This is a genomic window from Polyangium sp. y55x31, from assembly GCF_029946505.1.
GTDB lineage: Bacteria > Myxococcota_A > Polyangia > Polyangiales > Polyangiaceae > Polyangium.
This window is the reverse complement of record NZ_JARZHG010000021.1, coordinates 74,432-100,098: the sequence shown is the minus strand read 5'-3', so window position 1 is coordinate 100,098 and position 25,667 is coordinate 74,432. Positions and strand designations below refer to the sequence as shown.

Sequence of the window (25,667 nt, the reverse complement as noted above, 5' to 3'; positions counted from 1 at the left end):
GTTGCGATGCGGCTGGGGCATGAAGCACTGGAACCGTCGACGCTTCCTCTCGGGCATGGGCGCGGCCCTCGTCGCCGCCCCCGTCCTCGGCCTCCTCTCGCGTGACATCCGCGCCGAAAATGCGACGCCGGCCCGCCGCCTCGTCGTGTTCTTCTCGCCAAACGGCACCATTCACAAGCACTGGCGCCCGAGCGGCAGCGGGGCGAACTTCTCCTTCCCCGCGGGCAGCATCCTCGAGCCGCTCGCCGCGCACAAGAGCCGCATCATCGTGTGCGACGGCCTCGATTTCCACGGCGTCGACAACCACGAAGCCGGCATGGGCGCCATGCTCACCGGCGGCGGCACCGTCGGCACGGAGACCGCGGGCAAGAGCCTCGATCAATACGTCGCCTCTCGCATCGGCCAGGAGGATCGATTTTCCTCCCTCGAGCTCGGCGTCCAGACGAGCGCCTGGGGCGGCGGCATCCAGACCCGCATCTCTTATGCGGGCCCCGGCCAGTTCGTCCCGCCGGACGACAGCCCCAAGAGCGTCTATACCCGCATGTTCGGCGACGCCGTCGGCGGCCCGGGGGAGCTCGACGCGGCCCTCGCGCGCAAGAAGAGCATCCTCGACCTGCTCCGCGGCGAGCTCGGCACCTTGCGCGGCCGTGTCGGCTCGCAGGAGCGCGAAAAGCTCGACGAGCACCTCGAATCGTTGAAAAAACTCGAAGCCGGCCTCGAAGGCCCGCTCTGCGCCCCGCCCGCGGCCCCGCCCGCCGTCGGCACCTACGACAACGACGCGTTCCCCACGATCGGCAAATCCCAGATGGATCTGCTCGTCCTCGCGCTCGCCTGCGACATGACGCGAGTCGCCTCCGTGCAATGGAACCACACCGTCGGCCCCGTCGTCATGAGCTGGCTCGGCGTCGCCGAGGGGCACCATGGCCTCTCCCACAGCGACGACAGCAACACGAAGGGCGTCTCCGAATTCATCGCCACCGAGCGCTGGTATGCCGAGCAATTCGCCTACCTCCTCGAACGCCTCTCCACCACGGCCGATCCGCAGGGCGGCATGCTCCTCGATTCCACCGTGGTCCTCTGGTGCAAGGAGCTCGGCGACAGCCGCCTGCACGATTGCAAGTCCGTCCCGTTCGTCCTCGCGGGCGGCGGCGGCCTCAATACGGGCCGGTATCTGAACTTCGGCGGCGCGCCGCACAACCGCCTCCTCGTCTCCGTCTGCCAGGCCCTCGGCCTCGACAACAAGACCTTCGGCGATCCGGCAAAAGGCTCGGGTCCCCTGCCGGAGCTCTTCGCGTGAAACCTTTTTTCAGAAACGTGGGAGCCATGGCCATGCTGCGCACTGTCCTTCGCTCGAATTCGATCCGGATCACGGGCGCCCTCGCCCTCACGGCTGCCTTTGCCGGCTGTCTCGGCGGGGAAGACGAAAAAGAAGGGGCGCCGGGCGTCGTCGGTTGTCCGGACGACCTCGCGTTCTTCGAGAACAACATCTATCAGCCGCTGCTCGAAAAGAAATGCTTCGTCTGCCACAGCGCGACGGGTATGGCCGCGGGCAGCCGCCTCGTCCTCACGCCGCGGAGCGAGCCGGACGCGCTCGAAAAGAACCTCGAGGTCGCCCGCGCGCTCGCCGTCGATCAGGTGGGAGGCCTCTCCGTCCTCCTCTCGCGCCCCTCGGGCCAGCACCCGAATGGCCACCCCGGCGGCACCATCTTCGAGATGGGCAGCCCCGAGTATGCGACGCTGAACCTCTTCGTCACGCGCACGACCCGCGGCGAAGGCTGCGCCGCGCCCTCCGCCGCTTGCACCACCGTGCAGCCGGGGCCCCGTGTCCTCCGCCGCCTCACCCGCCGCGAATACGACGCCACGATCCAGGAGCTCTTCGGCATCGACTCGCAATGGGGCGCCTCCTTCGTCCCCGACATCGTCATCGGCGGCTTCGACAACAACGAAGACGCGCTCCGCGTGAGCCCGCTCTTCGCCGACCAGGTCCGCCGCGCCGCCGAGGAGATCGCCACGATCGCCCTGACGAACCCGTCGAGCATCCTGCCGTGCGACCCCGTCGCCGACGGCCCCGAGGCGTGCGCGAAGACGTTCGTCGAGACGTTCGGCAAGCGCGCCTTCCGCCGCCCGCTCAGCGCGGACGACGCCCAGCGTTACGTCGCGCTCTACCAGACGATCGCGGCCAAGGAGGGCTTCAACGAGGGCATCGAGGCCGTCATCACGGCCATGCTCCAGTCGCCGCATTTCCTCTATCGCACCGAGCTCGGCGATGAATCCGTCGCCAGCGAGGGTGGCCGCGTTCGTTTGACCCCCCACGAGATCGCCACCGAGCTCTCCTACATGCTCTGGGGCACGATGCCCGACGACGAGCTCTTCGCCGCCGCCGACGCGAATGCGCTCGGCACGCCGGAGCAGATCGAGGCCCAGGCCAAGCGCCTCCTCCAGGATCCTCGCAGCGACGAGATCCTCGAGCGGTTCGCCATTGCCTGGCTCGAGCTCGACAGGCTCGACGCCGCGCCCAAGGACGCCGCCACCTACCCCGAATGGAACGCCGAGATCCGCGCCGCCATGATCGAGGAGACGCGCCGTTTCGTGCGGCACGTCATCCGCAACGGCGAAGGCACGGTCGCGGAGCTGCTCGACGCCCCCTACACCTTCGTGAGCCCGAAGCTCGCGGCTTATTACGGTTTGCCCGCGCCCGCGGGCGCCGGGGGCGAAAACGATTTCGGCATGGTCGAGCTCGAGGGCTCCGGCCGCGCCGGCATCCTCACGCACGGCAGCGTCCTCGCCACGCACGGAAAGCCGGCCGGCTCCTCGCCCGTGCATCGCGGCAAGCTCGTCCGCGAGCGCCTGCTTTGCCAGCCCTTGCCGCCGCCGCCGCCCGGCGTCGTCGCCGAGCCGCCGCCCATCGATCCGACGAAGAGCACCCGCGAGCGCTACGCGGCACATACCACCGTCGCGCTCTGCAGGAGCTGCCACGACCTCGTCGACCCCATCGGCTTTGCCTTCGAGCATTTCGACGGCATCGGCCGGTATCGCGCCGACGAGAATGGCCTGCCGATCGACGCCTCCGGCGAGATCCTCTCGGCCCCGTCCACGTCGGGCTCGTTCGTGGGCGTCCCCGAGCTCGCGGGCGTCCTCGCGGACAGCCCCGACGCGCAGGGTTGTTATGCACGCTCGTGGCTCCGTTATGCGTACGGACAGCTCGACGAGGGCCGGCTCGCTTGCCTCTCGAGCCAGGTCGCCGACGAGTTCCAGAAAGGAAACCTCCGCGTCCTCGACCTGCTCGTCGCGCTCACCCGCACCTCGCATTTCACCGAGCGTGTCGCGGATCCCCCGGAGCCCGGCGGCAATCCCACGGGCGCGGGCGGCTCCGGCGCCGGCGGCGCGGGCGGCGGTGATCCCACCGGCTCCGGCGGCGCGGGTGCGGGCGGCGGCGATCCCGGCCCCACGCTCCCGTACGTCGTTGCGACCACCGTCGACAGCGATTGGGGCAGCGGGTATCAGCTCACGGTCCAGGTCACGAACATCGGGAAAGAGCCGCTCACCTGGTCCATCCCGATGCAGGTCGACGGCGAGATCGCCAATATCTGGAATGCGAGCTACACGGTGACGGACGGCACGACCCACTTCGTCGGCGCCGACCACAATGCCACCATCGCGCCGGGCATGGCCACGAGCTTCGGCTTCGTCGCGAATCGCTGAACGAGACAAGGCCGACTTTCGATCCGGACGGGCGGGCCCTACGGTTCGCGGGAGACCATGGTCCCCGCGCCGCCCGCCCTCGCCGATCCCGTCGTCGATCTCCCCACGACGTGGTACGGCCCCGCCATCGCGCGTTTCGAGGCCGATTTCCCGGGCAATCCTTACGACCCCGAAGAAAACGACGTCCGCGTCGTCTTCGCCTCCGCGAACGGCGAGCGATTCGAGCGTATCGCCTACCCGGACGGGACGTCCGGCTACGAGGCCGTCCTCGTCGCGCCGAGGCCCGGATCGTATCGGCCGTTCCTCTTTCGTAATGGTGTCCTCCAGTCCATCGAGGCCCGGAGCGGGGACGTTCGTCTGGACGACCGCTTGCCGCGCGGCTTTCTCCGCATCGACGCGCGCAATGCGAACCGTTTCGTATGGGACGACGGCACCCCGTATTATCCGCTCGGCTTCAACCTGGGCTGGCAGATGCCCGACATGCCGCCCATGGCCGAGCAGCTCGCGCGCATGGGCGCGGCCGGGATCCAGTGGACGCGCATCTGGGCGAGCTCCTGGGACGGGAAAAACCCCTTCTGGCCCGTGGACGACCCGGCGGCGCCGCGCGATCGCCTCTGGCAGCCGGCGCTCGCCAAATGGGATGCCCTCTTCGAGGCTTGTGAAAAAGCCGGCATCTCCATGCAAATGGTCCTCTTCAACCACGGCGCCTTCAGCACCCGCGTCAACCCAAACTGGCCCGATCATCCCTGGAATGCGGCCCGCGGCGGCTTTTTGACGGACGCGGCGGACGTCTTCACGGACGCCGAGGCGAAGCGGCGCATGAAGATGTGGCTCCGCCACGCCGTCGCCCGTTTCTCGCATTCACCGTCCCTCTTCGCCTGGGAGCTCTGGAACGAGGTCGAGTGGACGGACGCCTCGTTCGCCGGGCGATTTTCGGACATCACGGCCTGGCACGAGGAAATGGCGCAATTCATCCGATCGCTCGATCCCTACGGCCATCCGGTGACCACGAGCGCGCTCCTCGCGCCGCCGTCGACGTGGCGCACCATGGATTTCCTTCAACCTCACCTCTACACGGACGCCGTCACGCTCTTCGCCCGCCTCGGCTGGCTCCCGACCCGCGCGCCGGCTTTTTTTGGCGAGATCGGCCCATCACACCCCGACCGCGTGAACCTGCGGGCCTTCGTCCGCGACGCCACCTATGCCGGCATGCTCCGCAATCAGGCCGGCACGCCCATGTTCTGGTACTGGGATCTCGTCGAAAAAAACGACCTCTACGGCGAATTCCGCACCGCGGCGAAGGTGCTCGACGCGAGCCGCCTGGTCCTTCATCCTCGCGCCGAGGAGCGAACCGTCGTCGTGATTCCGCCGTCGCGCGCGTTCGCGCTCGCGGAGCGAACCTGGTTGATGATCCGGATCACGGCCGCTTCCCCGGGGGCCGTTCGTATCCTCGGCGCTCGCCTCGACGAAGGCGACTACGATCGCACGACCATCGACCTCGACACAGGACAATCGTTCGGGGGCGTGGTGCATGTCGGACAAACCGGCCTGGAGGTCACCCTCCCGGGGGCCGACGTGGTCATGGTGCTCGACAAGCGCCCCTCACCGTCGACCCTTTGACCTCGTACGTTCGATCGAGCAGGCGCCCGCGGAGCGCCCGGCCTTCGGCGGGGCTTGAAGCCGACCTCAGCCGAGCCCTCGCGCCACGAGCAGCACCCCTCCGCCCACGAGCAGCGCGATTCCCAGGATCGCCCCGACCCTCTTGCCGAGCGCGCCGCCTCCGACCACGACGGCGATCGTCGCTTTCACGATCGTGTTCGTCACGGCCGCGAGCGTGATCGACGTCGCCGCCACCGGCCCCGACAGGCCCATGCGGTGCATCTCGGCGACGGAAAGCGTGATCGCGTCGACCTCCATGAGCCCCGCGAGCACGCTCGACACGTAAAGCCCCCCGGTCCCGAAAAAAACCTTTGCGGCCTTGGCGACGAAGAGCACGACGCCATAAATCAGCCCGAACGTCACGGCCTGCCGGAGCTCGAAGGGATTTCGCAGCTTGAGCTCTTCCTCCGTTCGTTTGTCCTCGGCCGACCCGGGCGCCGCCTTCGCCGCCCGCGCCCCGTGTGTCCAGCGATGATAAAGCAACAGGGACAAGGCGAGCCCCACCCCGCCCATCGTCCCGAGCGCCGGCGTGAGCAGGGGCAAAAGCGGGCGATCCACCACGGCGACGACCGTGATCATGCGGGGGAACATCACGGAGCAGGCGACGGCGATCGCCACCGCGCAAACCGCGGCGATCTTCGGGTCCTTCTTGACCCGCCCCGCGTACGTCAGGGTGACGGCCGTCGACGACACGAGCCCGCCGAGCAGCCCCGTGAGCAAGAGCCCGCGATTCGGGCCCACGAGCCGCGTCGCGAGATACCCGGCGAAGCTGATGCCCGCGACGAGCACGATCATCATGCCGATCTTGAACGGATTCAGCACGTCGAGCGGCCCGTACGTGCGGTTTGGCAGGACAGGCAGCACGATGAGCGCGAGGATCAAGAACTTCACCGTCGCGTACACGTCGTCGGCGGACACGCGGCCGGCGAAGCGGTGCATCGGTCGCTTCAGCGCGAGGAGCGCGAGCGTCGCCACCGCCGAGCTCGCCACGAGCAGATATCGTTGTTCGGGATGGGGCACGAGATCGGGCGTCACCGCGATTGCGCCGAGGACGAACGTCACGAGCCCCGCGATCTCCGAAGAAATGCCGAGTTCGCCGCGGGCCCCGCTCCACAGGTGGGAGACGGCCATGAACGCGATCACGCCGAAGAGCAGCATCCCGAGCAGCCACGCCCCCACGATGGGCCGAGCGAGCGCGCCGAGCGCGCCGAGCAAGGCGATGAGCGGGAACGTCCGGATCCCGCCGAACTCCTGGGGCCGCTCGCGCCCCTCTTGCGCCCGCACCTCGAGGATTTGCGCCTGCTGCCGCTCCGCCCCGATGAGCCCCCCCGCGCCCACGGCCACGGCGAGCGATATCAATGTCTCCTGGAACGTCATCACGCCCCCCTCCGAGCGTACGATGTTCCATCCGACGTACCATGGTAAACTCGTATCGGAGGAAACCCGTGACCGAGATCCCGCTCTACCAGATCGACGCCTTCACGCGCCGCCCCTTCGCCGGCAACCCCGCGGCCGTTTGTCCTCTTTCCGCGTGGCTCCCGGACGAGACGCTCCAGGCGATCGCCGCGGAGAACAACCTCTCGGAGACCGCATTCATCGTGCAGAAGGGCGATCGCCACGAGCTGCGCTGGTTCACGCCCTCGGTCGAGGTCGACCTCTGCGGCCACGCCACGCTCGCCGCGGGATACGTGGTCCTCGAGCTCCTCTCGCCGAGCCTCCCTTTCGTCTCGTTCCACACGCGGAGCGGTGAGCTCGTCGTGCGGCGCGCCGAGGGCCTGCTCTCGATCGACCTGCCCGCGCGCCCGCCCGCGCCCGCGCACGTGACGGACGCGCTCGCCGAGGCGCTCGGCAAGCGGCCGATCGCGGCCCATGCCGCGCGTGACATCGTGGCCGTCTACGAGAGCGCCGAGGACGTGCGCGCGCTCCGGCCCGACATGGCGAAGATCGCGGCGCTCGACACGTTCGCGGTGGGCGTCACTGCAAAAGGCACGGGAATCGACGCGGACGTCGATTTCGTGTCGCGCTTCTTCGCGCCGGCGAAGGGCGTCCCCGAGGATCCCGTGACGGGTTCGCTCCATTGCACGCTCGTGCCTCTCTGGGCCTCCGCGCTCGGCCGCGCGCGACTCCGGGCGCGGCAGGTGAGCGCGCGTGGGGGCGAGCTCGACTGTACGCTCGCGGGTGATCGCGTCCTCCTCGCGGGCGGCGCCGTGCTCGTGATCGAAGGCCGGATGCGCTTCTGAACCGGCTTCCCTGACGCCGCGCGGCAAGGTATCGTGCGGGCGGCTCATGATTGACGTTCTGCGGTGCACCGACCTCGAGCTCACCGATCTCGCCGACGACAAACCCGCGCTCGTCGACCCCGAGACCGGCGAGCCCTCGGGCCTCTCCCTCGTGCAGTGGCTCGGCTCCGGCGGAATGTCCGCCGTATTCCTCGCCGAGCGTGACGCGGATACGCCGGCGCCCGGGCTCTCGGACCTCACGCCCTCGCGGGTCGCGGTGAAGCTCGTCAAGCCCGGGACCGAGCAGGGCCTCGCGCAGATGGGCATGACGAGCCGGGATCTCGCGCAACGCGAGATCGAGGCGCTCGAACGGGTGAAGAACCTCGTCCCGCCCAGCGAATTCGTGATCGGTTATTACGGGCACGGCAGCGCCAAGGTCGCGCTGGACGACGACTCGCCCCTCGTGCTGCCCTGGATCGCGCTCGAATACGTGGAAACGTCGAGCGAGGGCGCGACGCTCACCGACCGCGTCGACAAGGCCCGCGAGACCGGCGTGGATCCGGTGCGCGCGCATCGCCTCGCGCGGGGCATGCTCGAAGGCGTCCGCGTCCTGCACGGCCTCGGCATCCTCCATCGCGATTTGAAGCCCGACAACGTATTCGTCGCGGGCCCGCTGGACGACGAGACGCCGAAAATCGCCGATTGCGGCATCGCGCGGGTCGACGGGCTCGCGCTCGCCACGGTGCAGGGGATCACGCTCGGGTATGGCGGACCCGAGCAGGCGCTCTCGTCGGTCGCGCCGTCGCGGCGCAATCCGCTCGTCGGCCCGTGGACCGACGTGCACGCGCTCGCCTCCACGATCTGGTTCATGCTCACGGGCGAGGAGTGGTGCCGCTCGATGCCCTCGTGGTACGTCGGCGAGCGTCGCAGCCTGCGCACGGCGAAGAAGCTGCACCGCGGCTTTCTGGCGGCCGAGGAGCTCTTCGGCGCGATCGATCTCGCGCTCCGGCAGGGCGCCTCGCCGGTCTTGCCCGAGGGGACGTGGGACCTCGACGGCGCCGCGTTTTACCAGCCACACGCCCGCAAATTGCTCGGCGCCTCGATGTTCGAGGGCGCGCCGCCGCGATTCCCCTCGATCGACGCCTTCGCCGAGGCGCTCCTGCCGCCTCTCGAAGCGGCCGCGACCCGGTGGATCGAAATCGCGGCGCGCGAGCACCAGCCGATGACCTCGTTCCGCAAGACGCGCATCTTGCCATCCGAGGAGGAGGTCTTCGCGGCGATGGATGCGCTCGCGCCGCCGCGCACCACGAGCGAAAAACCCCTCCTCCTCGAGCCGGGCGGCGTCGTGTTCCTCCCCGGCCCCTGGGGATTCGCGCGCTCGGGCAGTGAGCTCCATGGTTTGTCCAAAAAGGAACCACGCACATTCTCCGTCGACGTCCCCCGGCCTTATCGAGCGCAGATCGCCGCGTCGCGGTGGCTCGTGCGTGGCCCGGGCGGCGGCATCGCGCTCGTGGGCCCGGCGCACGTCCTTCTGCAACGAGGCGAATCCTTCGTGCAGGGCACGCTGCCTCGGCGCGCGGACGAGGGGCCCGTCGGCCCGATCGTGGCGGCGCTCGGCGACGGCCGTGCGTTCGGGGTCGTGACGGCCGACGCGGGCGAGGGCGGGCCGGAGTTATGGCTCTCGAACGACGGCGTGCGCTGGGGCGAGCCGCTGCTCTTGCCGCTCGGCGGCGAGGTCTCCGCGATTGCCTCGGGCCCGCTCGGCTTCTTCGTCGCGGGAAGCCTGCGCGGCAAGAAGGCGCGCGCCTTGTGGATCGGATACGACCAGGAGGTCCGCTCCTCCGCGGCGAGCTTGAACGACAAACCCGCCTTGCTCCTCTGCGTGGCGGGCGCCGAGGGCGAGGCGTGGGCTGCGGGCGTGGGCATCGTGATGCGCTTCGATCGCGGCGGCTCCGCGGTCGAGGCCTCTGAAGCGGAGGGCATCCCCGTGGCGATGGGCCTCGACGATGAGGGCGTCCCGTGGCTCGTCACCGAGCGCGAGGTCTTCCGGCGTCACGGCGGCGGCGTCTCGCCGGTGTGGAAGCGTTATCATACGCAGCCGAAGGGCGCGCCGCGGCTCGTGGCGATCGGCTTTCCGCCGGGCGGGGTGCGCGTCGTGGACGCGGTCGGCGGCGGCGCGGTTTTGCGGACGTAGGAATTTCAGCCTTTCCGCAATTGCCGGCGTCGCCAATGGTTTGGCAGAAAGTAACACCACATTGCCCTCACGACCGCAGGCCCCCGTCCTGCTGAACCTTACAAACTCAGGCACTTCCTGAGACGAGTATGGGGGTGTATCCTAGGAAGAACCTTTCTCGCCGCGCGGGGGACCATGACCACCCACATCCTGACCCAAAGTGCGCCCAGTTACGTCGAGTTGGAGCGCCGCAATGCCGAGCTGATGGCCGAGAACCAGGCCCTCCGCATCCAGGTCGAGGAGGCGCGCCAGCTCATCGAGGACCACGCGCTCGCCGACCGGGAGCGGCACCTCAATGCGGAGCGATTCCAGCAGATGTTCGACTGTTCGCCCATCGGGCTGACCATCGTCAGCCTCGAAGGCCGGTTCGTCAGCGTCAATCGCGCGCTCGCCGAGATGCTCGGATACACGCCCGAAGAGCTCCTCGCGCTGACCTTCCAGGACATCACGCACGCCGACGACCTGGCGACCGACGTCGAGCTCGTCGGCAAGACGATCCGCGGCGAGATCCCGCGTTACAAGCTCAAGAAGCGGTACATCCACCGGGACGGCTCGATCATCAACGTCCTGCTCCACGTCGCCCTCGTGCGCGACGAGGACGGCGCGCCGGTCCATTTCATCTCGCAGATCCTCGACATGACCGATCAGAAGCGGGCCTACGAGGCGCTGCAGGCCAGCGAGGAGCGCCTGCGCCAGCTCTCGACGCCCCTGGTCCCGATCCGCGACGACGTCGTGGCCATGCCGCTCATCGGCGCGATCGACGCGGACCGCGCCGACCGGGTGCTCGAGGTGCTCCTCAATGGCATCAGCGGCGGGCGCGTACGCGTGGCCATCCTCGACGTCACGGGCGTGGTCGACCTCGACGAACACGTGGCGGCCGCGCTCGTCCGGACCGCGCACGCCGTGCGCCTGCTCGGCGCGCAGATGATCCTGAGCGGCATTCGCTCCGAGGTGGCGCGCACCCTCGTGGAAATCGGCGCCGACTTCTCGGGTTTCGTCACGTGCGCGAATTTGCAGGCGGCGATCACGCAGGCGCTCCGGCTCTCGCGCGGCCGCGCGGCCTGAAGCTCCAGCAGCCTGTGGAATGATCGTCGCGAGCGCCCCGAAGCTAGGGCGACGGAGCGAGGAATCCTGAAGGATTTCGAGCGATGTCGACCGACGATTCGGGGCGCGCAGCAGATAAGTCCACAGGCTGCTGACGCGCGCGGCAAACCTCGCGCCGGCGCTCGTCGAACCAGGCGCGGGCCTCGGCGTGTGTATCGAGGAAACGGACGGGGAAATCGCTCCTATGGCCGAGGAGCCGGCAAAAGAGGGGCTTCTCGACGTTGCCTGCTTGGCCGCGCGCGTGGCAGGCTTGTTGCTCATCCACGACCCCGACGCTTCCTGCGAGAGTCCCATGATGCGCGTCTGCACACATGAGGTCTTTTCCTCGTGACCCCGAAAGCGCCCGGCGATTCGACGCTGAAGGCCATGGGGCGGGCGCTCCTGCACCGCAATTATCGGCTTTTTTTCTTCGGGCAGGGCATCTCGCTCATCGGGACGTGGCTCACCCGCGTCGCCACGAGCTGGCTCGTGTATCGGCTGACGGACTCCGCGCTGATGCTCGGGCTCGTCAGTTTTGCGGGCCAGATCCCGACGTTTTTCCTCGCCCCGTTCGGCGGCGTGCTCGTCGACCGCTGGGACCGCCACCGCATGCTCGTCGTCACGCAGGCGCTCGCGATGGTGCAATCGGCCCTGCTCGCGTTCTTCTCGCTCACCCACACGATCACGGTCGCGCACGTGCTGGCGCTCTCGGCGTTCCAGGGGGTCATCAACGCGTTCGACACGCCGGCCAGGCAGGCGTTCGTCGTCGAAATGGTGGAGGATCGGGCGGATCTCCCGAATGCGATCGCCTTGAACTCCTCGATGGTCAATGCCGCCCGGCTGCTCGGCCCCTCGGTCGCGGGCGTGCTCATCGCGGCCGTCGGCGAGGGAACCTGCTTTTTGATCGACGCCATCAGCTACATCGCCGTCCTCGCGTCGCTCCTCATGATGCGCTTGCAGCCCGCGGCGCCTACGGCCGCGCGGAGCCGCATCCTCGCGGATCTGCATGAAGGCCTCCGCTACGTGGCCTCGTTCGCGCCCATTCGCGCGATCCTCCTCCTGCTCGCGCTCGTCAGCCTCGCGGGTGTGCCGTACGCCGTGCTCATGCCCATCTTCGCCGCGCGTGTCCTCGGCGGCGGCCCCCATTCCCTCGGGCTCCTCATGGGCGCCTCGGGCATCGGCGCGGTCGCGGGCGCGCTCCTCCTGGCGTCGCGCCGCAGCGTGCTCGGCCTCGGGCGCATGCTGGTCATCGCGGGAGCGCTCTTCGGCGCGGGGCTCGTGGCATTCTCGTTTTCGAGATGGCTGCCCCTCTCCATCCTGCTCATGGTCATCGTCGGAGGCGGCATGATGGTGCAGATGGCGGCGAGCAACACGCTGCTGCAAACGCTCGTCGACGAGGACAAACGTGGCCGCGTGATGAGCTTTTACACGATGGCGTTTTTCGGCATGGCTCCGTTCGGGAGCCTCGTGGCGGGCTGGCTCGGCGCGCGCGTCGGCGCGCCGATGACGGTGCGGCTCGGCGGCTTCTTGACGCTCGTCGGCGTGGCGCTCTTCTTGCGCAAGCTGCCCGCGCTACGCCGCGTGGTGCGACCGATCTACGTCAAGCTCGGGATCCTGCCCGAAATCGCCTCGGGCCTCGGCCAGACGACGAACAAGCAATGAAGGGAGGGCGTCGTCAGTTCCCGACGGGCAGGAGGAGCAGCACGCCGTCGTCGTTCCCGGGGCCCATGCCCACGGCCTTCACCCCGACGATCGCCACGTGTTTCTGATCGGGCGAGACCGCCGCGCCCCAGAACATATCAGCCGCCCCGCCGAGATCGTATTGCTTCAGGCCGTTCGGCGCGAAGGTCGTGTCGGCCGCCCCGTTCTCCGTCAGCACGGCGACCATCGCGTCGACGTTGTCGGCCGTGGGCCTGCCGCCGCCCACGAGCAGCGAGCGTTTGTCGGGGAGCGCGACCATCGTGCGGGCATTGTCGTTTTGACCGGCCAGGTCGACCCGGACGTACCCATTCTGGCCGTACGTCGTATCGAGCTTCCCGTCGCCCGTGATGCGGAGCGATAGCCAGTCGAGATTGTCGCCGCCGCCGTTCGAGCCATACCCCACGGTCACGAAGCTCGATCCTTGCGGCACGAGGTCGTACACCTCGGCCACCGACGCGAGCACGACCTGGTTGAACACGCCGCCCACGCCGAAGGTCGTGTCGAGCTTCCCCGTGGTATCGAGCTTGTACACGACGGGGCTCACGATATTGTCCGCGTCCCGGTTGTACCCGGAGAGGATCGCGCTTCCATCCGCGAGGATCCGGCCCCCGCGCGCGCTCGCATTCTGCTGCGCGATGTCGAGCAGCGCGACGCCGTTCGTCCCGAAGGTATCGTCGATCGTCCCGTCGGCGGTCAGGCGCACGGCGGCGAAATCGGTGTCCGTGCGGCCGGGCGCCTTCTGCGCGCCGACCACGAGCAGCTTGTCGTCTGCGTAAAGGTTGAGGGCCCACTGCGCATCCGCGACGTAGGTATTGCCCACGAGCTCGCCCTCGCTCAGGTCGAGCACGGCGATACCGTTCGTCCCGAAGCTCGTATCGAGCGTCCCGTCGGCGTTGAACCGCGCCGCCGCGAGATCACGATCCCGCGCGTCCGCCGCGCCCACGTGCTCCACCGTCGCCGCGACGACGATCTTCCCCGTCGATTGCACCACGATCCCGCGCGTCACCTCGCCGTTCGACCCGACAGCCAGGTTGTGCGTCGCGATGCCGCCATTGCCGAACGTCGTGTCGAGCTCCCCGTTTGGCTTAAACTTCACGACGATCGTCGAGAAATCCGCGTCCGCGGCCGTGCCCGCCGCCGAGTTGCCGGTCGCGTAGATGTTGCCCTGCGCGTCGAACGCCACGCCGTACAGCCGATCGTGCCCCATCTCCGAAATGGGCACGGTCACGGGCTTCGCCTCCTCGCCCCCGCCTGCGCCGCCCGCGCCGCCCATTCCACCGGCGCCGCCTGCGCCGCCCACTCCTCCGGCGCCGCCCACGCCGCCGACGCCGCCCGTGCCGCCCACGCCGCCGTCACCGCCCGTGCCGCCCGTGCCGCCCATGCCGCCTGTCGCGCCTTGGCCTCCCGAGCCGGTCGTGTTCGGGTTTTCGTCCCCGCATCCGATCGCGAGCGCGCCGAGAAGCAGGCAACCCGAGAGGGGGACGAGGTACGTATTTCGCGCCCACGCGCGGCGGATGGCTCCCGTATTCGCGTTCATTCGACGATCCTCCTTAACGTTCCTTCCGGTCGAGTCCGGTGTGGCGCCCAGCAACCTCGCGCCCAGACCTGAAAAGGAAAATGAAAGACATTTTCAACAACGAGGCTGGGTAGTGCACCGCCCGCATCATGTCAACCGGAAATCGCCCCCCCGATCGTCGCTCTTCCCGCAGAAAGAAAGCTGTTTCACAGATGATTGGTACACAAACGATACAGAACAGATAGCTGGTTCACCAACATTATGTGTACCAACGAACCGGTCCACCCGGGCTCCGTCCAAGTGGCATCTTCCGCCCTGGTAGAACTTGAAAGTAGTTTTCATCTTCGACAAGCGTGCTAACATCCGCCTCCCTGCTCGGGACCAAGCTCCGAAACACAAGAGGATGTCCATGCAGAACCATTCGCAGGTGAGCGCTCCGCCTCCCAGGAGGTGGCTGCAAGGGAGCGTCGCGCGCGCGCTCCTCGGGGGTATTTTCGCCATTGGCCTCGTCGCGGGCTGCGAGCGAATCGCGTTTTACTCGACGGGGCGCCCCCCGCCGGATTCGAATGCGAGCTCCACGACCGCCTCGTCCTCGACCGGCGACAGCAGCGGCGATCCGACCGGCGGAATGGGCACCGTGACCCGCGCGACGCTGCTCGACGCCATTGCCACGTGCAACCTCGAGCTGCTCGACACATTCCAGAAAGCCGCGCAGGAGCTCGCCACGGAGGCCGCCGAAGCCAAGACCGACCCCGCGGGCCGCGCCGAGGCGCAGGCCGCCTGGATCAAAGCCATCGACATCTGGCAACGCGCCGAGCCGTTCCAGTTCGGCCCCGGCGGCCCCACGAACACGCCCGGGGGCCAGGGCCTGCGCGACACCATCTACTCCTGGCCGCTCGTGAGCCGCTGCCTCGTCGAGCAAAACATCGTTTCGAAGTCGTACGAGGGCCCCGATTTCGGCACCACCGCGCTCATCAACATGCGTGGCCTCGCCGCGGCCGAATACCTCCTCTTCTACACGGGCACGGACAACGCCTGCACCCCCGCGTCGGGCATCAACGCCACGGGCTCGTGGGCCGCGCTCGGCGCGGACGAGCTCGCCTCGCGGAAAGCCACATATGCATCGGTCGTATCGACGGGCATCGCCGCGATGGCGGGCAAGCTCCTCGGCGCCTGGCGCCCGGGCGAAGGGGATTTCGCGGCGCAATTCAGAAACCCGGGCAAGAGCGGCTCGGTCTACACGACCGAGCAGATGGCCCTCAATGCGGTGAGCGACGCGATGTTCCACATGGAAACGCACGTGAAGGACCAGAAGCTCGCGCGCCCGCTCGGCATCATGGATTGCAGCAACGCGACCTGCCCCGAGGCCGTCGAATCCCGCTTCGCCCGCCGATCGAGGCCGCACGTGCGGAACAACCTGATCGGCTTCCGCATGCTGATGAGCGGCTGCAACGACGGCGAGGGCGTGGGCTTCGACGACGTCCTCGTCGCGCTCGGCGCGACCGCGCTCGCCGAGAAAATGAACGCCGACGTGAACGCGGCGATCGCCGCGGCCGACGCCGTCCCGAGCGACGATCTCGCCGAGGCGATCGCGCAGGATCCCGAGAGCGTGACGAAGCTCCACGCGGCCGTGAAGCGAATCACGGACAGCCTCAAGACCGAGTTCGTGACGGTGCTCGATCTCGAGCTCCCGCAGCTCTTGGAAGGCGACAATGACTGAACGAGCCGAAGCGGTCCGCCCGGGCCGCCTCGCGCGGCTCGCGTCTCTCCTCCTTCGCCCCGAGGACGCGGCGGCGCTCGCCGCGTTCCGCTTCTGCTTCGGTCTCCTCGGCTGCGTGAGCGCGATCCGCTTCCTCGTGTATGGCTGGGTGGACGAGTTCTTCGTAAAACCCCGATTTTTTCTGTCGTACTGGGGTTTCGACTGGCTCGCGCCGCTCTCCGCGCGGGGCATGCACGCGCTCTTCGTGGCGCTCGCCGTGGTGAGCGCGTGCGTGGCTTTCGGTTTCCTCTATCGCGCCGCGATCGTCCTCTTCCTCCTCGGCTTCACCTACGTCCAGCTCCTCGACGTCACGAACTACCTCAACCATTACTACCTCGTCAGCCTGCTCGCGCTCCTCCTCTCCTTCATGCCCCTCCACCGCGCGTATTCGGTGGACGCGTGGCTCTTCCCGAAGCTCCGCAGCGCGACCTTGCCCGCGTGGTGCACGTATCTGCTCCGCGTCCAGGTCGGCGCCGTCTACTTCTTCGCCGGCCTCGCGAAGGTCAACAGCGATTGGCTCCTCCACGCGCAGCCGCTCAACATCTGGCTCTCGTCGCGCACGTACCTGCCGATCATCGGCCCGCTGCTCGGCGAGCGCTGGGTCGCCTTTGCCATGAGCTGGGCAGGTTGCCTCTTCGACCTCACGGTCGTGGCCTTCTTGCTGATGCCGAGGACCCGCGTCGCCGCCTATGCCGTCGTCCTCTTCTTTCACGCGGTGACGAAACTCCTCTTTCCGATCGGCATGTTCCCGGCGATCATGGTCGTCGCGGCGCTCGTGTTTTTCTCGCCGAGCTGGCCACGAAACCTCATCGGTTTCCTCCGCCGCCGCGCCCCCGCGCCCGCCCCGGCCCTCCCCGCCCGCGTCGCCGCGCCCCTCCCCCCGCTCTTCGGCGCGCGCGTCGCGATCGCCGCGTGTTATTGCGCTTTCCAGCTCCTCTGGCCCCTCCGGACGCACCTCTATGGGGGCAACGTCCTCTGGCACGAGCAGGGAATCCGTTTTTCCTGGCGCGTCATGCTCCGCGAAAAAAACGGGAGCGTCACGTATCTCGTGACCGACCCGCGGACGGGCCGCACCCAGGAGGTCCCCCCGCGCAAGTACCTGAATGGCCGCCAGGAGCGCGATTTCTCCACGCAGCCCGACCTCATCCTGCGGCTCGCGCACCAGATTGCGCGTGATTTCGAGGCGCGCGAGGGCGTGCGCCCGGTCGTCCGGGCGCACGCGCCCGTGTCCCTCAATGGCCGTCCGGCGGAGCTGCTCCTCGATCCGACGGTCGATCTCGCGTCCATCTCCGACGGGCTCGCCAAGGCCACCTGGATCCGGCCCGTCCCCACGGCACCTCCCATTCACCTCGAGTCCCTGGCATGGCATCGCCCCTGATTCGACGCTCGACGCTCCCCGCGCTCCTTTTGCTCTCGTTCTCGCCCGCGGCGCTCGCCCAGACCCAAGGCGAGCCGCCGCCCGCGCCTCCCGAAGCCTCGCCGCAAGACGCGCCGGCCGAGGATGCGAATGCGAAGAGCGCCGAGCCCCCTCCCCCCATTGAAATCTCGGTCGTCGGCACGCGTCTCCAGCAGACGAGCGGCTCGGCGCACGTCGTGACGACGAAGCAGCTCCAGCGCTTCAAGTACGACGATCCCCACAAGATCCTGCTCGGCGTCCCCGGCATCTACGTCCGCGAGGAGGACGGCTTCGGCTTGCGCCCGAACATCGGCATTCGTGGCGCCGTCTCCGATCGCAGCAAAAAAGTCACGATCATGGAGGACGGGGTCCTCCTCGGACCGGCGCCCTACTCGGCGCCCGCCGCGTATTACTTCCCGCTCATCGGCCGCATGGATGCGGTGCGCGTGGTGAAGGGCCCCTCGGCGATCAGTTATGGTCCGCATACCGTCGGCGGCGCCATCGACATGACCACGGCCGCCATTCCCTCCGAGCGCCGCGGCATGCTCGACGTCTCGTTCGGCCAGTACATGCTCCGCAAGGCGCACCTGCGGCAGGGCATCGCCGACGACAAGTACGGTGTCCTCCTCGAAGCCGTGCACCTCGCGAACGACGGTTTCAAGGAGCTCGACGGGGGCGGCGACACCGGGTTTGCCCGTACCGACATCATGATGAAGGGTCGATACACCTTCGATCCCGTGGGCTCCGTGGTGAACGAGTTCGAGCTCAAGGTGGGCTACCAGAACGAGATCTCGAACGAGACGTACCTCGGCCTCAGCGACGCGGATTTCCGAGCGACGCCGTATCGTCGTTACGGCGCGAGCCGCCTCGATCGCATGGAATGGAACCGCACGCAGGTCCAGCTCACGCACCGCGCGCGCTTCCGCCCGAACCTCGAGGTCACGACGATCGCCTATCGCCACGATCTGCATCGGGCCTGGCGCAAGGTGAACGCGTTCCGCGGCATCTCGGTCGCCGACGTCCTGGCAAACCCCACCGATCCGCGCAATGCCCTCTATTACGGCGTCCTCACGGGCGCCATCGCCCCGAGCACGGACGACGAGACGCTCATGATCGGGCCGAACGACCGGACGTTCGTCTCGCAAGGCCTCCAGTCCACCGTGTCGTGGCGCCCGAAGACGGGCCCGATCTCCCACCGCATCGAGTATGGCGTCCGGATCCATTACGACTCGATTCGCCGCCAGCATACCCAGGACGGCTTCCTGATCGAGGGCGGCGTGCCGATCCCCGAGGGGAGCCCCACGCAGACGACGGCCGACAACGACGCATACACCCACGCCCTCTCGATGTACGCGACCGACGCCGCGACCTGGGGCCCGCTCACGCTCACGGCCGGCGCCCGCCTCGAATCGATCCGCAGCGTACTCGAAAATCACCTCACGGGCGAAGAGAACCTGACCATCCAGCAGGTCGTCCTGCCCGGCGCCGGCGTCTTCCTCGCATTGCCGCGCGATTTCGGCCTTCTCGTCGGCGTACATCAGGGGTTCTCCCCCATTCCCCCGGGGCAGAACGACCTCGTCCGGCCCGAAAAAAGCTGGAACTACGAGGCCGGCGTGCGCTGGTCGCCGAAACGCGTGCGCGCCGAGATCATCGGCTTCTACAGCGATTACAAGAACCTCACGAACCTGTGCTCGTTCTCCTCGGGCTGCGTCGAGGAGAACCTCGACCAGCAGACGGACGGCGGAAAGGCGCGTGTGCTCGGCTTCGAGGCGTATGCCGAGAGCGAGATCAAGCTGCGGGAAAACCTCGCGCTCCCCGGCCGGTTGAGCTGGACCTACACGGACGCGCAGTTCACGAACAGCTTCCAGTCGTCCGATCCGATCTTCGGCGACGTCGAGGCGGGCGATGAGCTGCCGTACGTCCCGAAGCACCAGATCGCGGCGTCGGTCGGCGTCGAGACGCCGCGCTGGGGCGTGAACGTGGGCTGCACGTACACGAGCCGCATGCGAGAGCTCGCCTCGCAGGGCGAACCCGCGCCCGGGACGGCGACCGACGATTATCTCCTCCTCGACGCCTCCGTGAACGTCCGTCCGCTGAAATGGCTGACGATTTACGCGCTCGGGCGGAACCTGCTCGACAACGCCTACATCGCCTCCCGCCGTCCTTATGGCGCCCGCCCCGGCGCGCCGCGCTGGCTGCAAGCGGGCGCGCGCGTCGACTTCTGAACGTCCCTGCCGACATCTTGGCCCGCGTCCGCGCCCCCTGCTAGGAGCCGTTCGCCCCCTCATGTCGAGCCAACCCTCGCCCCTCACGCCCGCGCGCCGCGGCGCCTATTTCATCGGCGACAACCTCGACGTCCTGCGGGAGCACGTCCCGGACGCGTCGGTCGATCTGGTCTACCTGGATCCCCCGTTTCAAAGCGGAAGGACGTACCACCTCTACACGGGGGTCGCGGCGGAGGAGCCCGGCGCGGTCGCATTCGATGATACGTGGGCCTGGGGCGAAGCCGCCGCGCGCGCTCTCGCGGCCCTCGCCTCCGGGGGCGAGCCCATCGGGCGGGCGCTCACGGGCCTCCACGGCTTCCTCGGCCCGTGCGACATGATGGCGTACCTCGCCATGATGGCGCCCCGCCTCGTCGAGATGCGCCGCGTCCTCCGCGCCACGGGAAGCGTCTTCTTGCATTGCGATCCCACCGCGAGCCATTACCTCAAAGTCCTGATGGACGCGGTCTTCGGGCCCGATTGCTTCCGCAACGAGATCATCTGGCGCTACCGCCGCTGGCCCGCCCGCGCGCGGCGCTTCCAGCGCATGCACGACGTCCTCCTCTTCTACACGCGCGAGGCCTCGAACGAGCACACGTTCCACGCGCTCTACGGATACGAAGAGCTCGCGGAGTCCACGAAAAAGACGTTCGGCACGAAAAAGCAGCGCGCGGATTTCTCCGCCGGGCACAGGAAGCCGGGCGTCTCGGATGAGGAGACGAAAGGCCCGCCGCTCTCCGACGTCTGGGAGATCGGCGTGATCGCGGCGAAAGGCAAGGAGCGGCTCGGTTATCCGACGCAAAAGCCCGAAGCGCTGCTCGAACGCGTCATCCTCTCCGCCAGCAACGAAGGCGACGTCGTGCTCGATCCTTTTTGCGGCTCGGGGACGACCCTCGCCGTCGCCACGCGGCTCGGGCGTCGCTTCCTCGGGATCGACCGGAGCCCGGAGTCGAGGCGCGTCGTCGAGGGGCGGCTCGGGCGCGCGTTCGGCGAGGCGATCGATTGGGAGATCGTCGATTGCGCGGAGAGCCGACCGAAGCCGCTCGCGCGCACGGACGCGGGAAGAGCCGGCGAGCGAGAGAATCGGTCGCAGGTGGCTTGAGCCGCCTCCGACGTCGCCTCGATTCGAGGAGACGTCCGAAGGCCCCCGAGCACGCTCGCATTCCCCGAACGGATCCCGCGCGCTTTCCTGCCGCGTCGAGGAGCCTTTCCCGCATCCGTCTCCGCGCACATGGCCCGATAGGGACATTGGCGAGCCCGCTCGTTGACCGGGACGGACCCTTCCCTTAAGTGCACACGAGAGGCTGCTGGCTCGTCCACCTGCCGGCGAGAGCTGGAATGGGTGGCTGGACCGTAAAGCCTCGTGATGGGGGACCGAAGCGCTCGCGGCGCGAGCTAGGGGAGGTGTGCAATGAAGTGCCGTTCAGGACTCTTGGGTGCAATGGTGGGAATTGGCCTGACGCTCGGCTCCGCGGCGGCCTTCGCCCGGCCTCCCGGGTGCAGCACGGGCTCTGCAGCGACGATGTACGACGTGGGGGTCGCCAATGGCCGTAGCCTCACGGCGCGGGCCTGGGCACAGGTGAACGATTGTTTCGCGCTCGAGTCCTTCTACAACCTGATCGAGGAAGGCCTGAATCTGCTCAGCGTGGCCCCGGGCTCGGGCAAACTGGCCGCCTGCCGCATCGGCGGAACCGGTGACGGCATCTTCCAGAAGCTCCTGGACATCGACCACACGTGCACGAACCAGTGTATCCAGGCCGGCGAGGAGATCGGCGAGGTCATGGCGAGACTTTATTGCTTGATCTCCATCGCGCTCAACGGCATCGCCCCGGCCCCTGAATTCATTCAAGGGCCGCTCGGGATCTGCGGGATCAACATGAGGCTCACGTGCGAGACGACGTTCTTCGCCACGGCCCAGAGCTACCCGGGCTGCGGCCCTTACACGCGGGGGATGTTCGAGGCTTCGTACAGGGCCGAGATGAACAACGCCTGCTACGCGCCGCCTCCGATCAGCATCGGGGCCCTCGCGCCCGCGGACAGCCCGGAGATACGCCTGGCGGAGCTCTGGAGCCGGATGAACATCGCGCTCTACACCCCCGCGGAGTAGCGGGACGGGAGCGACGCTCGAGAAAGGCACGCCCGCAATACGGGAGCCCTGGCTGCGCGAGGGTCTCGCGCAGCCAGGGGCGGCGTCGAGATTGCAGGGCGAGCCTCCGTGGCAAGGTTCTGTGTCTGTGAGGGGAGGACGAAATGAAGAAGCGCGGACAATTCGGTAAGGTGTTCGGTATCGCAATGCTCTCGCTGGTCGCGACGAGCGCGCGACCTGCCTCTGCGGCACCCCCGGCCTGCGACACCGACACGTTGCAGCGCATGTACGAGGTGGGGTACCAGAACGGCCAGAGCCTGCTGCAGCGCGCCTGGGCCCGGATCAATCGCTGCAGCAAGCTCCGGGATTTCCGTGAAATCGTGCGCGACACGTTCGCCGAGGCCGCGGTCCCGACCACGAGCATGATGGTCGCCTGCCGCATGAGCGGCATGCACGACGGCTATTACGACGCGATCGCGGCCATCGACGCCTCCTGCCGCACCTGCGTCCTGCAGCAGGACTGGGCCGTGGGCGATTATGCGGCCCATACGTACTGCGCGCTCGGGGGTATCTCGGTTCCGGTGGAGCAGCTCTCCTTGGGTCCCCGCCGCGTCTGCGGCGCGCCCGCCCGGATGCAGTGTCGCCGCCAGTTCGACCAATCGGTGCGGAATACCTGCAGCAGCCTGGCGAGCACGAATCCCCCGGACAGGTTCCGCTCGATGGCCTGCACGGCCGAATAGCCGCCCCCGGCGCCGAACACGTCGGCATCGCTTGCCCACGGCCATCCGGGATTCTTCGAACCCTCCAAATCCGGAAGGAAGAGCCCCCATGAAGCTCATTGCAGCTCTCCTCGTGTCGTCGCTCGTCGGCCTCGCATCCGCGCCCGAGGCCCGGGCGGAGCCCCCCTTCGTCCCCCGGAAATGCCGGGGCTCCGCGGAAAAAGCGAGCTTCGAGGCGGGTCGCGGGCCCGGGCGCGCCATCGCCCGGGAAGCGTTCGAGAACGCCGACGTCTGCGAACACCTCGACCGCGTCGCGGAGCGCATCCTGCGGAAAACACGTAGATCGCCGCGCGGGCTACGGAACAACCCGCGCGCGATCTGCGAGTACGTCGGGACGGTCCAGAGTGTCTACGACACGCTCCACGGCGCCTGGGGCAGGTGCAGCGCCTATTGTTGCAGCGAGGGGAAGATCGTCGGCCAGATCGGAGCCCAGGTTTATTGCCACCTCTCCATCGCCCTGGATGGCCTGGGCGTCACGGACTATCTGCCCCGGAAGCCGCCATCCCTTTGCGGCTCGGCATTCGAATCCTGCTGCGAGGCGAGCTTCGGTGAGGTCGCGCAGAGCTATGCCGATCCGGAGGGGCAGCAATGCCGCCCGTACACGGAGGGCACGTTCCTCCCCGCGTGGGAGCAATCGCTGAACGACCAGTGCGCGTTCGCGCTCGAGACCCCGGCGGACACGCCCGAGGCCTCGCTCTCGTCACCGCAGGATCCCCTCGACCTTCGATAACGAAAGCATCCCCTGCGCCACCGTCTGCCCACGCACCTCGACGTCGGCCTCGAAATGCTGCACGTCCGCGCCCTCGCGGATGAGGCGGATCTCGTAGCTCAGCACGTCGCCCGGAAAGACGTTGCGCAAGAAGCGGAGCTGGCTCGCGCCGATCGCGCCCGTGCGCGCGGGGCCCGCCATCGTGATCGAAGCCAGGATGTCCTCGCCGAGGCCGGGCATGAAGCCGGTTTCGAGGCGATATCCGACGTCCGCGTTGCGCAGCGCCGACACGAACTCGGCCGGATTTCGGCCGATTGCCTCGAGATCACGCTGCACAGCCACGAAGATCTGCAGGATGTTCGCCGCCTGCACGATGCCCTCGAGCGCGAGCGCCCGCGGAAGCATGGGAGGCGTCGGGAGCTCGGCCGAGAAAAACGGCTCGTTCACGCTCACCGCGCGCGACGCGTGCAACGTCGGGCGGGGCGCGCGTGAATACCCCTCGATCCGATCCACGAGCAAGAGCGGCGGCCGCTGCGGCAAGAGGAGCATCACGACCGCCGCGCCGAGGGGGAGTGCGTCCGTTTTCGTCTGGGCCATGCGCGGGACGACTATCGCACAGCTTTTCGCCGAGCAAAAGCCCGGGCCACGCGCCGAAACGGCCGGACCTCGTCAACCCCGGGGAAAACCCGTATTCTCGCGTCCCCCTATGCCCTCTCGCTCGTTCGTCCTCGCGCTCGCCTTCGCCGCCGCCGCTTGCACGACGCCGCCCCCGAACGCGCCTTCCCGCTGCCCCGAGCCCACGAACGAGAGCGCGGAAACCTCCGGCGCCAAACCCATCCCCGCGTCGCCGGCTTCTTCCCCGACCCGCGAAGGTCCCGGCCTCGACGTCACGATCCGCCCCGTCCTCGCGGCGGCCGCGATCGACGTGATGCTCGTGTTCCGCGGCGCCGGCGCGTTCCCCGGCCGCACGTTCTCGATACGCACGCCCGATCCGAAGGCCTTTCGAATGAAGGAGGCGCGCGACGCGCGCGGGACGATCGACGCGCGGAACGATCCGCACCCGGATCACGTCACGGTCGAGCTCGCGCGTGCTCCCGAGGGCGAGCTTCGGCTCGTGTACACCGTCGAGTCGCGCGTGACGCCGGGAAAGCTGCCTTTCCTGCTCGCGGATCCCGACCACCTCGAGGCCACCGGCGACGCGCTCCTCCTGCCCGACGCCGCGCGGGATCTGCGCCTCGCCGTGAAGCTCGAAATCGATTTGAGCCCCTACGGAACGCTGGAGAGCGGCGCCTCCGTGAGCGGCGCGGCGACGAGCTTCGGCATCGGAGCGTCACGCGAGGTGAACACGACGGTGGACGAGCTGCGCGGCGCGGTGATGCTCACGGGCCGCATGGGTACGGCCGTCTTCGACACGCTCGAAGGGCACGACGAGGCCGCGTGGTTCGGCTACACGGCCTTCGATCCGCGCCCCGTCTCCGCGGACACCGCCGCGTTCCGCACCGCCGCGGGCGAGCTCTTCGGCGAGCGCAGCCCTCTGCCGCAGACCTTCCTCCTCGTGCCCGAGCCCGGCCCCGTCGGCCGGTTCATCGCGGCGCGACGCACGCGCAGCGTGCTCCTGCACGTCGCCGTGGGCGAACCCTGGTCCGGCCCGCTGCGCATCGCGACCTCGGTGGAGATGCTCCGCGCGTGGATCGGCGAGCGGCTCTGGATCGGGCCCGAAGATCCGGCGCGTCAAGCCGAGGGCGCGTGGTTCGCCGAGGGCGTCGTACGTCACCTCGCGCGGGACATGCTCTTTCGGTTCGGCCTCGTGACGCCGCTCGAAGTGGGCGACGAGGTGAACGGGCTCGAGTCCGTGCTCGCGACCTCGCCACGCAGCAAAGAGGGAAACGCGGCGCTCGCGAAGAGCTTCCGCGAGCCCGGCGTCGTGCCGCTCCTCGTCGCGCGCGGGGCGCTCTACGCGCTCCGCGTGGACGCGGCGATCCGGGCGAAGAGCGGCGGCCAGAAGAGCCTCCAGGACGTCTTGCGCGCGCTCTACGCGAGGGCCAAGGAGCGGCGCGGCCCGCTGCCCGTCTCGGCGTGGACGGGCGCTCTCACGGCCGAGATCGGCCCGGCCGAGGCCGAGGTCTTCGCCGAGGTGATCGAGCGCGGAGGCAAGCTCGATCTGCCCGAGGGCGCGCTCGGGCCTTGTTTCCGCAGGGAAACGCGGCGGTACGAGCGGTACGACCTCGGCTTCGACGAGGTCGCGACGCGCGCGAAGATCCCGGCCGTGCTCGTGGGGGTTCGTCCGGACGGACCCGCGGCGAAGGCGGGCTTGCGCGAGGGCGACGAGCTCGTCGAGGCGTTGACCTCGGCCGGGCGGAGCGACGTGCCGGTGACGATCGTCGTGCAGCGCGGCGACGACCGGATCACGGCGAAATACCGGCCCGCCGGGCCCTCCGCGAGCGGCCGCGGCTGGTCGCGGCGCAAGGACGTGCCCGACGAAAAGTGCACGAAGTGAAGCAGGCAGACAGCCTCGTGTGACCGGGCTCTGGTGGAGCGCCATCCGTCCGTGCGACACTACCGCC

At 68.5% G+C, this 25,667-nt stretch carries 18 protein-coding genes; 15 read left to right on the top strand and 3 right to left on the bottom strand.

Annotated elements, in window-relative coordinates:
- Positions 1-19 precede the first annotated feature (19 nt).
- Genes QHF84_RS30485 through QHF84_RS30475 form a run of 3 tightly spaced genes read left to right on the top strand, consistent with a single transcriptional unit; the run spans position 20 to position 5,322 of the window.
- Positions 20-1,297, top strand: coding sequence for a DUF1552 domain-containing protein (locus QHF84_RS30485; RefSeq protein ID WP_281316980.1), 1,278 nt, complete (start codon positions 20-22; stop codon positions 1,295-1,297).
- 26 nt (positions 1,298-1,323) lie between these two features.
- Positions 1,324-3,702 (top strand): DUF1592 domain-containing protein, encoded by a 2,379-nt coding sequence (locus QHF84_RS30480; protein WP_281316979.1) that lies wholly within the window; start codon positions 1,324-1,326, stop codon positions 3,700-3,702.
- Between the two features lie 57 nt (positions 3,703-3,759).
- Complete coding sequence (locus tag QHF84_RS30475) at positions 3,760-5,322, top strand: hypothetical protein (RefSeq protein WP_281316978.1); 1,563 nt, start codon at positions 3,760-3,762, stop codon at positions 5,320-5,322.
- Between the two features lie 66 nt (positions 5,323-5,388).
- Here the strand turns inward: QHF84_RS30475 and QHF84_RS30470 are convergent, their stop codons facing one another.
- Positions 5,389-6,738 (bottom strand): MgtC/SapB family protein, encoded by a 1,350-nt coding sequence (locus tag QHF84_RS30470; RefSeq protein ID WP_281317042.1) that lies wholly within the window; start codon positions 6,736-6,738, stop codon positions 5,389-5,391.
- Between the two features lie 68 nt (positions 6,739-6,806).
- On the opposite strand from QHF84_RS30470, the gene QHF84_RS30465 reads away from it, so the two are divergent.
- The 4 genes from QHF84_RS30465 (at position 6,807) to QHF84_RS30450 (ending at position 12,558) form a co-directional block, all read left to right on the top strand.
- Entirely contained in the window at positions 6,807-7,601 is a 795-nt protein-coding gene (locus QHF84_RS30465) for a PhzF family phenazine biosynthesis protein (RefSeq protein ID WP_281316977.1), read from the top strand.
- 46 nt (positions 7,602-7,647) lie between these two features.
- Positions 7,648-9,774 carry a protein kinase gene (locus tag QHF84_RS30460; RefSeq protein ID WP_281316976.1) on the top strand — a complete coding sequence of 709 codons (2,127 nt, stop codon included), beginning with the start codon at positions 7,648-7,650 and terminating at the stop codon, positions 9,772-9,774.
- Between the two features lie 174 nt (positions 9,775-9,948).
- Entirely contained in the window at positions 9,949-10,878 is a 930-nt protein-coding gene (locus QHF84_RS30455; RefSeq protein WP_281316975.1) for a PAS domain S-box protein, read from the top strand.
- A gap of 405 nt (positions 10,879-11,283) precedes the next feature.
- Entirely contained in the window at positions 11,284-12,558 is a 1,275-nt protein-coding gene (locus QHF84_RS30450) for an MFS transporter (RefSeq protein WP_348652896.1), read from the top strand.
- A gap of 13 nt (positions 12,559-12,571) precedes the next feature.
- Here the strand turns inward: QHF84_RS30450 and QHF84_RS30445 are convergent, their stop codons facing one another.
- Entirely contained in the window at positions 12,572-14,134 is a 1,563-nt protein-coding gene (locus QHF84_RS30445; protein WP_281316973.1) for a hypothetical protein, read from the bottom strand.
- A gap of 388 nt (positions 14,135-14,522) precedes the next feature.
- Here QHF84_RS30445 and QHF84_RS30440 point away from each other — a divergent pair, with 388 nt between their 5' ends.
- The 7 genes from QHF84_RS30440 to QHF84_RS30410 all read left to right on the top strand — a co-directional run bounded on the left by QHF84_RS30440 (position 14,523) and on the right by QHF84_RS30410 (position 23,124).
- Positions 14,523-15,833 carry an imelysin family protein gene (locus QHF84_RS30440; protein WP_281316972.1) on the top strand — a complete coding sequence of 437 codons (1,311 nt, stop codon included), beginning with the start codon at positions 14,523-14,525 and terminating at the stop codon, positions 15,831-15,833.
- Positions 15,826-17,250: an HTTM domain-containing protein gene (locus QHF84_RS30435; RefSeq protein ID WP_281316971.1), complete on the top strand. Its 1,425-nt coding sequence runs from the start codon at positions 15,826-15,828 to the stop codon at positions 17,248-17,250. The genes QHF84_RS30440 and QHF84_RS30435 overlap by 8 nt, the downstream gene beginning before the upstream one ends.
- On the top strand, positions 17,235-19,493 hold the full coding sequence (locus QHF84_RS30430; RefSeq protein ID WP_281316970.1) for a TonB-dependent receptor: 2,259 nt from the start codon (positions 17,235-17,237) through the stop codon (positions 19,491-19,493). The genes QHF84_RS30435 and QHF84_RS30430 overlap by 16 nt, the downstream gene beginning before the upstream one ends.
- Before the next feature lie 61 nt (positions 19,494-19,554).
- Positions 19,555-20,631, top strand: coding sequence for a DNA methyltransferase (locus QHF84_RS30425; RefSeq protein WP_281316969.1), 1,077 nt, complete (start codon positions 19,555-19,557; stop codon positions 20,629-20,631).
- A 309-nt stretch (positions 20,632-20,940) separates the two neighbouring features.
- Positions 20,941-21,636: a hypothetical protein gene (locus tag QHF84_RS30420; protein WP_281316968.1), complete on the top strand. Its 696-nt coding sequence runs from the start codon at positions 20,941-20,943 to the stop codon at positions 21,634-21,636.
- Positions 21,637-21,779: 143 nt separating this feature from the next.
- Positions 21,780-22,355, top strand: coding sequence for a hypothetical protein (locus tag QHF84_RS30415; protein WP_281316967.1), 576 nt, complete (start codon positions 21,780-21,782; stop codon positions 22,353-22,355).
- An 88-nt stretch (positions 22,356-22,443) separates the two neighbouring features.
- Positions 22,444-23,124: a hypothetical protein gene (locus tag QHF84_RS30410; protein ID WP_281316966.1), complete on the top strand. Its 681-nt coding sequence runs from the start codon at positions 22,444-22,446 to the stop codon at positions 23,122-23,124.
- Here the strand turns inward: QHF84_RS30410 and QHF84_RS30405 are convergent.
- Positions 23,095-23,700 (bottom strand): hypothetical protein, encoded by a 606-nt coding sequence (locus QHF84_RS30405; protein WP_281316965.1) that lies wholly within the window; start codon positions 23,698-23,700, stop codon positions 23,095-23,097. The two genes, QHF84_RS30410 and QHF84_RS30405, sit on opposite strands and share 30 nt — an antisense overlap.
- A gap of 109 nt (positions 23,701-23,809) precedes the next feature.
- Here QHF84_RS30405 and QHF84_RS30400 point away from each other — a divergent pair, with 109 nt between their 5' ends.
- Entirely contained in the window at positions 23,810-25,600 is a 1,791-nt protein-coding gene (locus QHF84_RS30400; RefSeq protein WP_281316964.1) for a hypothetical protein, read from the top strand.
- Positions 25,601-25,667 lie beyond the last annotated feature (67 nt).

Bases quoted from the DNA above. Each gene is read 5' to 3' on its own strand.
- QHF84_RS30485 (WP_281316980.1), top strand. From the start codon at position 20: ATGAAGCACTGGAACCGTCGACGCTTCCTCTCGGGCATGGGCGCGGCC.
- QHF84_RS30480 (WP_281316979.1), top strand. From the start codon at position 1,324: ATGGCCATGCTGCGCACTGTCCTTCGCTCGAATTCGATCCGGATCACG.
- QHF84_RS30475 (WP_281316978.1), top strand. From the start codon at position 3,760: ATGGTCCCCGCGCCGCCCGCCCTCGCCGATCCCGTCGTCGATCTCCCC.
- QHF84_RS30470 (WP_281317042.1), bottom strand. From the start codon at position 6,738: ATGACGTTCCAGGAGACATTGATATCGCTCGCCGTGGCCGTGGGCGCG.
- QHF84_RS30460 (WP_281316976.1), top strand. From the start codon at position 7,648: ATGATTGACGTTCTGCGGTGCACCGACCTCGAGCTCACCGATCTCGCC.
- QHF84_RS30455 (WP_281316975.1), top strand. From the start codon at position 9,949: ATGACCACCCACATCCTGACCCAAAGTGCGCCCAGTTACGTCGAGTTG.
- QHF84_RS30450 (WP_348652896.1), top strand. From the start codon at position 11,284: ATGGGGCGGGCGCTCCTGCACCGCAATTATCGGCTTTTTTTCTTCGGG.
- QHF84_RS30445 (WP_281316973.1), bottom strand. From the start codon at position 14,134: ATGAACGCGAATACGGGAGCCATCCGCCGCGCGTGGGCGCGAAATACG.
- QHF84_RS30440 (WP_281316972.1), top strand. From the start codon at position 14,523: ATGCAGAACCATTCGCAGGTGAGCGCTCCGCCTCCCAGGAGGTGGCTG.
- QHF84_RS30435 (WP_281316971.1), top strand. From the start codon at position 15,826: ATGACTGAACGAGCCGAAGCGGTCCGCCCGGGCCGCCTCGCGCGGCTC.
- QHF84_RS30430 (WP_281316970.1), top strand. From the start codon at position 17,235: ATGGCATCGCCCCTGATTCGACGCTCGACGCTCCCCGCGCTCCTTTTG.
- QHF84_RS30425 (WP_281316969.1), top strand. From the start codon at position 19,555: ATGTCGAGCCAACCCTCGCCCCTCACGCCCGCGCGCCGCGGCGCCTAT.
- QHF84_RS30420 (WP_281316968.1), top strand. From the start codon at position 20,941: ATGAAGTGCCGTTCAGGACTCTTGGGTGCAATGGTGGGAATTGGCCTG.
- QHF84_RS30415 (WP_281316967.1), top strand. From the start codon at position 21,780: ATGAAGAAGCGCGGACAATTCGGTAAGGTGTTCGGTATCGCAATGCTC.
- QHF84_RS30410 (WP_281316966.1), top strand. From the start codon at position 22,444: ATGAAGCTCATTGCAGCTCTCCTCGTGTCGTCGCTCGTCGGCCTCGCA.
- QHF84_RS30405 (WP_281316965.1), bottom strand. From the start codon at position 23,700: ATGGCCCAGACGAAAACGGACGCACTCCCCCTCGGCGCGGCGGTCGTG.
- QHF84_RS30400 (WP_281316964.1), top strand. From the start codon at position 23,810: ATGCCCTCTCGCTCGTTCGTCCTCGCGCTCGCCTTCGCCGCCGCCGCT.